Source organism: uncultured Tessaracoccus sp., from assembly GCF_947255005.1.
In the GTDB taxonomy this organism is placed as follows: Bacteria; Actinomycetota; Actinomycetes; order Propionibacteriales; family Propionibacteriaceae; genus Arachnia.
In genome coordinates this window covers 1-6,058 of sequence record NZ_CAMYFI010000091.1, presented here as the reverse complement: position 1 = coordinate 6,058, position 6,058 = coordinate 1, and the positions used below count along the sequence as shown (strand labels likewise).

The window sequence follows — 6,058 nt, the reverse complement described above, 5'->3', positions numbered from 1 at the left end:
GCCCCCTAACCCAGTTGGTGTTGCCTCCACCCCAGAAGCTGTGCGCTCAGCTACTGCACAGGTCGCGGGTACCCGGCGAAGCGCAGAAGATCAAAGACCCATCTGCTCTTATCTAACCGGAGCAGAGTGCCCGCGTTGTACAGGCAGCGGACACTCAAAGAGGGACTTCACGAGCACTGAGCGGTGTTGCAAACGCGCAAGCAAGGCACCCATCAATAGCGCAGCGACGAGACTCAGACCCGTAACGAGCAACGACGGCAAGCCCCCCGCCACCGCCGATACTCCTCGCGACACCAATATCATCACCGGGAAATGACATGTGTAATATACGAGTGAATCTTTCCCAATTCGCTGGAGCCAGTCAGCATCATCCTTATTAAGCAGCAGCGGAGACCACGAAATAACCGCTCCGACTATAACGACCGCAAGAACCAGGTTCCAGACTCCTCGAATTATGAGAGTATCACTCATCAACACAAACCCCTGGACACACAGCATGGTCAGTGCTCCAACTGCCAAGGAAATTCGAACCCAGAGCAACTCGATCACCCGGCCCACCCCTCGGCGCATGTACCAGTCACCTAAGAGGAAAAAGATCCAGTAGAAAAAGACTTTCTGCATAAATCCTCGTTCAGCTCCAACGAAAAATAAATTGGCAGATACCAGCACAGGAATAGATATCCACAAAGGAATCTTCACCACGAGGGGAGCGACAAGGTAATAGAGCAGCAGGAACCCGAGATACCACAGATAGATCGTTTGCATCCAGAGCCAAGGCTTCACAAGCTCAGACAGCCTCCCGGCCACGGCGAGAAAGATCAATGCCCACACACAGTATGCCCACAGTATTACCCGGAATTTTCCTGAATAAAATCGAGTAAGCGACTTTTTGAGCGATCGGGAAAGGAGCATCCCTGACAAAAACATGAGCACAGGCATACGAAGGGGAGCAACGACGGTATTGAACCGCATCAACCAGCTATTCGGCTCGCCACCCCCTGCATACAACACAGGAATCATCGTGGCGTGGAGTAGGAGCATCAGCAGAATTGCGGAGCCTCTCACTCGGTCCATCCAGTAAATTCGAGACTGCGTGCGAGGCATTGATTCCTTACTATCCATTACAGCCGAGATCCTATCGCCCACGTAGGTCCAGAACGAATTTCTACCCACTTATCAGCGTTCCCAGTCGGTGCGGAAGGTGATGGCGCAGGTCTGGCCCGACGCGGTAAAGGCTCCCTGCCAGTGCTCGTTCTCGAACAGCAGCGAGTTGTTCTTGTCGGCGCTGATGGTGAAGCCCATCTGCGGCAGCACCGCGCGGTAGTACGCGGCCAGCTCAGCGCCCGTCGGTGCCGCGAACACCAGCGTGACGTTATTCACCTGATCGATTTCCTGCTCGACGATGGCGTCGCCGGGCACACTCAACCCCGTTGGCGCATACTCGAGTTGCACCGGCCGGCCCCCGTCGGGCACCGACACCGTGACCGACGCGCTCGGCGCAGGCTGCATCGTCGGCTCTCCTGCGGCGCAGCCAACGACGGTGAGCATCGCCACTAGGAGCCCGGCCAGACGTTTCACATGTCCAAGGATGCCACGACCTCCGACGGTGCGCCCAGCGCCACCCGAACGCTCGCCACGAGTCGAGGATGCTGTGGCATGGGCAGGTTGTCGACGGGAAACCAGCCCACGTCGGTGGTCTCGTCGTGGTCGGGCCGAAGTTCGCCGCCGACGACCCGACCGACGTACCCGTGGTCGAGATACTGCGTCTGGTCGCCGTTCTCGTACGTAACCGGCGGCGTGACGATGCACCACAGCATGCGCTCGACGCTGACATCGGCCCCAACTTCCTCACGGGCTTCGCGTTCCAGGCACTGGCTGGGGTGCTCGCCCGGCTCGACGATGCCGCTAATCATCGCCCAAAGCCCGTTGTCAGTACGCCGCTGCAGCAGCACTTCCGGCCCGTCACGGCCGTCGCGGAGGCACACGAGCGTCGCTCCGGCCAGCCATAGCGGGGCGGTGCCGATGTGTCGTCGCAGATCCAAGATGAACTCAGGTGTTGGCATGGTTCCTAGACTCTCACCCATTGTCGGGCTCCAAGGGCTAGACTCCCCGTTATAACCGAACCTCAGAAGGGGGCACCGTGGCCATCTCGAAGGTACTCGTCGCAAACCGCAGCGAAATCGCTGTCCGCATCATCCGTGCGGCGCGTGACTCGGGCATCCAGTCCGTCGCGATCTATGCCGATTCCGACCAGCAGGCGCTGTTTGCGAAACTCGCCGACGAAGCCTACGCATTGAACGGCGCGACGCCGGCCGATACTTACCTCAACATTCCTAAAATCCTAACCATCGCCGAACGCAGTGGCGCCGACGCGGTGCACCCCGGCTACGGCTTCCTCGCCGAAAACGCCGACTTCGCGCAGGCAGTGATTGACGCCGGACTCACCTGGATCGGCCCTCCTCCCGCGGCCATCGATGCGCTCGGTGACAAGGTCAAGGCTCGCCACATCGCCAACAAGGTCGGCGCCCCGCTCGTGCCGGGTACGAAAGATCCGGTTGCCGACGCCGATGAGGTGGTGCGCTTCGCGCAGGAGCACGGCGTACCCATCGCCATCAAGGCAGCCTTCGGCGGTGGCGGACGCGGCCTCAAAGTGGCGCGCACGATGGAGGAAATCCCCGACCTCTTCGAATCAGCAACCCGTGAAGCCGTCACGGCATTCGGTCGCGGCGAGTGCTTCGTCGAGCGCTATCTCGATAAGCCGCGCCACGTCGAAACGCAGTGCCTCGCCGACCAGCACGGCAACGTCGTCGTGGTGTCGACGCGCGACTGCTCGCTGCAGCGTCGGCACCAGAAACTCGTCGAGGAGGCGCCCGCGCCGTTCCTCAACGACGCACAGATCGAGCGCCTCAACGAATCATCAAAGGCCATCTTGAAGGAGGCCGGCTACGTCGGTGCGGGCACGTGCGAGTTCCTCGTCGGGCTCGACGGCACCATCTCGTTCCTTGAAGTCAACACGCGGTTGCAGGTGGAGCATCCCGTCTCTGAGGAGGTCACCGGCTTGGATTTGGTGCGCGAACAGTTCCGCATCGCCAACGGTGAAGAACTCGGCTACGACGACCCGGCGACGCGTGGGCACTCGTTCGAGTTCCGCATCAACGCCGAAGACGCGGGCCGCAATTTCATGCCCGCGCCCGGCACGCTCACCAAGTGGCATGCACCAAGCGGGCCGGGAGTGCGCGTCGACGAGGGGTACCACGCAGGCATGACCATCCCAGGCGCCTTCGACTCACTCGTCGCCAAAGTGATCGTCACCGGCGCAACGCGTGAGCAGGCCATCGAGCGCTCCCGGCGCGCGCTGGACGAGCTCGTCGTGGAGGGCATGCCGACGGTGCTGCCGTTCCACCAGGCGGTGCTGCGCGATCCGGCCTTCGTCGACGATTTCGCCGTCCACACACGGTGGATCGAGACGGAGTTTGAGGGCGACATCGCCGCCTACCAGGGCGTCCTCGGCGAGGCCGACGACGTGGAGGAGCCTGAGGTGATCACCGTCGAGGTGAACGGCAAGCGCGTCGAGATCAAGCTGCCGGGCGGGCTCGGTACCGCTTCGACGCCGAAGAAGATGCGCAAGCCGACGAAGCGCGACCGCGGCGGTGCGAAGGTGTCCGCCCCCACCGGCAACGCATTCCCGGCTCCCATGCAGGGCACCATCGTCAAAGTCAACGTTGCCGATGGTGACACCGTCGAGGAAGGTCAGACCATCGCCGTCATCGAAGCGATGAAAATGGAGCAGCCCCTCGACGCGCATCGCAGCGGCGTGGTGCAGGGTATCAAGGTGGAGCAGGGCCAGACGGTTACGGCAGGCGAGGTGCTTCTCGAGATCGTCGATCCCGAGTAGGCCGCGGCACGCAATCCCCGCCATCCCGGTCGTCGAGTATCGGGCGCAGCCCGTGTATCGAGACGCACTCGAGAGGCCTGACATCGAGATTGGTTTCGATACGCCACTTCGTGGCTACTCAACCACCGGGTCCGCGCGCCGGCCGCCACTCAACCACCGAGTGCGCCGCGCCGGTGCACTCGCCGCTCGACCGTCGGCAGCGCGCCTCAGTCGCCGGCTGTCGAGCGCCCGCGCCCCCGGCCCTCGAGTAGCGGGCGTAGCCCGTGTATCGAGACGCCGTACTCGTCGAGCCCCCCCCTCAGTCGCCGAACATGCCAAACAGCAGGCCCAGCCCGCCGAACATGAGGGCGCTCGACGCGATGCTACGCATCGTCGGGTCCATGTCGTAGCGCCCGTAGTAGCCCTGCGCGTAGGGCACGAAGGCCTGGTTTTCCCAGTAAGGCAGCATCTGCCCTTGGTAGTTGACCATTCGGATGGAGGGGTCGGCGCCCAGGCTGACGCGTTGGGCGTCGCGGGCACACGCCGGCACCTTGCGCGGCGCGCCGCCTGCGGGGGCCCACATCACGTCCTCCACCGACGGGCCATGCGCCGGGTCGAAGAAGCACGGCGGGCGGCGTTCGGGCAGCGGCTCGCCGTTCACGCGCGCCTTCACGCACGACACCGAGAAGCGCCCTTCCTCCAGGATTTCCGCGACGCGTTTCAGGTCGTCGACGAACTGGGCGCGCTCCAGCGTCGTCTTCGCGCCGTCGTAGGCGTCGAGCGCGCGGGTGTAGTCGGCGTGGGCTTCGGCGTCGAGTTCACGTCCGACGACGTCGAGATCGAGGTCACGAAGCTCCGTGCCGAACGACGTGATGTCGTCGGCCAGCGCGTCCTTGGACTGATTGAACTCCTCGGCCGAGATGATGCGCTGCTGACCGAAACCCGACGTCGGCGCGCCGTATGCCGGCTGCGCATGCGGATGAAATGGGCCGGGGCCGTAGAGCTCCTGCTGAGGAGGCTGCTGCGCGATGCGGCGCCTACTGGTGTACCGCTGGGCTCCGAAGGCAGGGGCGCCGAGGATCACAAACAGCACGAACATGAGCAGTAAGAAATCCACGGCAATCCTTCAATCGAGGGTGACTTCCAGCGTACAACCCCCGACCCAACGGCGCCCGGCCGCGAGAATCAGCTGGTGAGTAGGCCGTCGTCGCGGGTGTGCAGGCGACGCGCCGCTTCGGCCACGGAACCCGACATCGACGGGTACACGGTGAAGGTGTTGCTGAATTGGTCGACGGTGATGCGCTGGCGCACAGCGAGCGTAACGGCGTGGATGAGCTCCGACGCGCGCGGCGCAACGACGACGCCACCCACGATGATGCCCGTAGTGGGGAGGCAGAAGAGCTTGACGAATCCGTCGCGGAACGACTGCATCTTCGAGCGGGCGTTGCCGTCGAGCGAGAGCATCACGGAGGCGACGTTGATCCTCCCGGAGTCGGCTTGCTCCTGGGTGACGCCCACCGTCGCAACCTCCGGTGAAGTGAACACGTTCGACGACACCTGGCGCACGTCGAGCGGGGTGACGGCGTCGCCGAGCGAGTGCTGCATGGCGATGCGGCCCTGCATGGCCGCCACGGATGCGAGCGGGAACACACCCGTCACGTCGCCAGCCGCGTAGACGTTGGCGACATTGGTGCGGGAAACCTTGTCGACGGGGATGTGGCCGCGCTCAGTGGCGACCACGCCGGCGGTGTCGAGGCCGAGGTCGGCGGTGTTGGGGGTGGCGCCGACGGCGAACAGCGCGTGCGACCCGACGATCTCCTCACCCGTAGCGAGCGTGACGACGACCTCGTCGCCCTCCCTGCGGGCGGCGAGCGCGCGCGACTCAGCCATGATCTCCATGCCGCGCTCGGTGAACACCTTCTGCAGCGCGTGGGCGGCGTCGGCGTCCTGCCCGGGCAGCACCTGCGAACGCGACGACACCAAGACGACATCGCAACCCAGGCCGCGGTACGCGTTGGCAAATTCCATGCCTGTCACGCCGGAGCCGACGACGATGAGGCGCTCCGGTAGGTCGTCGAGCTCGTAGAGCTGCTTCCAGTTCAGGATGCGTTCGCCGTCGGTCTTGGCGTCGGGGAGCTCGCGTGGAGTGGTGCCGGTGGCGAGGAGCACGACGTCGGCGTCGAG

Annotated in this window: 6 protein-coding genes; 1 reads left to right on the top strand and 5 read right to left on the bottom strand. The window is 63.9% G+C overall.

The features are described 5' to 3' along the window. Positions 1 to 108: 108 nt before the first annotated feature. The 3 genes from Q0X61_RS12270 to Q0X61_RS12260 all read right to left on the bottom strand — a co-directional run bounded on the left by Q0X61_RS12270 (position 109) and on the right by Q0X61_RS12260 (position 2,063). Positions 109 to 1,074, bottom strand: a complete 966-nt coding sequence (locus Q0X61_RS12270) for an acyltransferase family protein (protein ID WP_297743049.1) — start codon at positions 1,072 to 1,074, stop codon at positions 109 to 111. Positions 1,075 to 1,176: 102 nt separating this feature from the next. Continuing rightward, the gene (locus Q0X61_RS12265) at positions 1,177 to 1,578 is read right to left on the bottom strand and encodes a hypothetical protein (protein ID WP_297743047.1); all 402 of its coding nucleotides are present in this window, start codon (positions 1,576 to 1,578) and stop codon (positions 1,177 to 1,179) included. Further along, positions 1,575 to 2,063, bottom strand: coding sequence for an NUDIX domain-containing protein (locus tag Q0X61_RS12260; RefSeq protein ID WP_297743045.1), 489 nt, complete (start codon positions 2,061 to 2,063; stop codon positions 1,575 to 1,577). The genes Q0X61_RS12265 and Q0X61_RS12260 overlap by 4 nt, the downstream gene beginning before the upstream one ends. 77 nt (positions 2,064 to 2,140) lie before the next feature. Between Q0X61_RS12260 and Q0X61_RS12255 the strand changes: the two genes are divergently transcribed. Further along, positions 2,141 to 3,895: a biotin carboxylase N-terminal domain-containing protein gene (locus Q0X61_RS12255; protein ID WP_297743043.1), complete on the top strand. Its 1,755-nt coding sequence runs from the start codon at positions 2,141 to 2,143 to the stop codon at positions 3,893 to 3,895. Positions 3,896 to 4,193: 298 nt separating this feature from the next. On the opposite strand, the gene Q0X61_RS12250 is transcribed toward Q0X61_RS12255, so the two are convergent. Both Q0X61_RS12250 and Q0X61_RS12245 read right to left on the bottom strand, forming a co-directional pair. After that, positions 4,194 to 4,991, bottom strand: coding sequence for a hypothetical protein (locus Q0X61_RS12250; protein ID WP_297743041.1), 798 nt, complete (start codon positions 4,989 to 4,991; stop codon positions 4,194 to 4,196). A gap of 68 nt (positions 4,992 to 5,059) precedes the next feature. Further along, the coding region (locus Q0X61_RS12245; protein ID WP_297743039.1) for an NAD(P)H-quinone dehydrogenase at positions 5,060 to 6,058 on the bottom strand (999 nt) is incomplete at its 5' end.